Source organism: Devosia sp., assembly GCF_017307565.1.
Classification (GTDB): domain Bacteria; phylum Pseudomonadota; class Alphaproteobacteria; order Rhizobiales; family Devosiaceae; genus Devosia.
Window position 1 is genome coordinate 1 of record NZ_JAFKHD010000473.1, and the last position, 1909, is coordinate 1909.

Consider the following 1909-nt stretch of genomic DNA (forward strand, 5'->3'; position numbering starts at 1 on the left):
GTGGTGCAGCACAAGGCTCGTATGGGTGTGGCGGCCTTCGCCGATTTCGGCGGAAAGCAGCGAACCCGTGAGCGGCTCTTCGCCGGCATCAGCCATGGCCAGGAGCGGCACATAGGCTTCGTCCCATTCGGAAGCGAAGTAGAGCCCGCGCTCCTTGTCCCAATTGTCCCAGTCTTCCTGGGTAATGGTATTGGGATAGGTCAGGAGCGGGTGGTCGGGCTCGAGCACGTCCACCGCCGACTTGGCATCGGTCACGCGATAGCGGATCGAGGGCGAGCCGATCTTGAGGAAGGCCAGTGGCGTGGTCTCGGGGTTCCACCCGTCCGAGGGACGGTGGTAGAGCGTCACGAGGTGTCCGCCCTTCTTGACCCATTCATGCACGCCCGGCAGGGCGGCCACGAGATCGGCGCGGCGGCCGAACGAGAAGATACCAACGACCAGGGTATCAAGATCGCGATAGGCGCCCGCTTCCATGTCGGCCGGGCTCAGTTCCTTGAGATTGACGCCGAGGCGCTTGAGCCAGATGGCGACATTGTCGTTGCCACCACCGATATAGCCGATCTTGCCTTCCGGAATGACGGCGCCAACCGACTGCACCGGCACAGCCACTTCCGTCGGAACCACCGAACGCCCGATATGGGGATAGGTGAAGACGTTGATGGCATAGGCTTCCTTGCCGAGGAGCTTGGGCGCGATCGTAATGCGTTCCGTGCCCAGCTCGGCCGGCGGCGTCAGCTCGAACGTGCCGGCTTCAAGGCCGGTTTCACCCTTGGCCGCCATCAGCCAGCCCTCGGGCAGGTTAAAGTCGAGATCGGCAGTGGTGCCGCCCGAAACGACGGCCGTGAAAGCCACCGGGGAGATTTCGCTCTCGGTGTTGAACACGACAGCGTCGGGCTTGAGTTCAAGCGAAGCTTCCGGCAGCACGCGCAGCGCGTCTTCGAGGTCGATGTCGAGCACCGCCTTGTGGCCGGCAATCGTCGCGGTCAGGCGCACGAACGCATCGCCATTGCCGCCGAGCGGGTCGAACTGCTCGGTCAGCGGGTTGGTCAGCGCCGCGTCGCCCGCAATGCTCACCTTGACGCCATCTTCAGTGGTTGCCCCGCTGATACCCTTGCGGGCAACGACTTCAACGGCATCGACGGTCACTGCGTCGGGTGCGTCCACCATGGTCTTGACCACGATGTCTTCGCCCGGATGGAGATCGGCGCCATCGGTATAGGCACGGATCTGCATGCCGGAGGCCGTTGCCAGCGCCAGGTCGATTTCGCGCGCCTTGCGATCGAGGCGGTGTGCCACCTGGTCTTCGAGCTCAGCCGGCAGGGTTGCACGGGCCTCCGCCACGGCCTTGCCGATTTCGGCCAGCTTCTTCACCACGGCAACCGGATCGCCATAGTCGGCGACGGCTTCTTCGATCAGGCCCTGCGCATTGCGCAGTGCGTCGGCAGCAGCGGAGGGCATGCCATCGAGTTCGGCAATGTGGCCGACGGTCGCGATAAGACCTTCACGAATGTCGGTCTCTTCCTTGCCTGCTTCGCCGTTGCCGGCCCAGGAGAGGTTGATCGGCCATTCGGTCTGCGGCTTGGGCTGCCAGCGCCCCATGCCCTGCGTCAGGTGGCAGGAACGGGACCATTCACCCATCTGCGGGAAGGTAGCGCCGGAGATCGGGTCGCGCACGGGCGCACGCACCACGAGCGTCGTCGGCGGGGGCGGAGTTTCGTCGTCATAGACGCCGCCGCCGCCACCCCATGCCGGCTGGTAGATCTTCGGCACGGTCCAGGCCTTGAGGCCGGCTGCGATCTGGTCGGGGAATTCCTCGGCATTGCCGGAAAGGCCGGCGACAACGAAGGTCGCGACGTTGGCCGCACGGTGGTGACCATGCTGACCGCCCACGTCGAGGAAGCAGTTCATG

At 64.9% G+C, this 1909-nt stretch carries 1 protein-coding gene; it reads right to left on the reverse strand.

Annotation, left to right across the window (positions count from 1 at the left end):
* On the reverse strand, positions 1-1909 hold a 1909-nt coding region (locus J0I64_RS20785), incomplete at both ends, for a PIG-L family deacetylase (protein WP_291411880.1).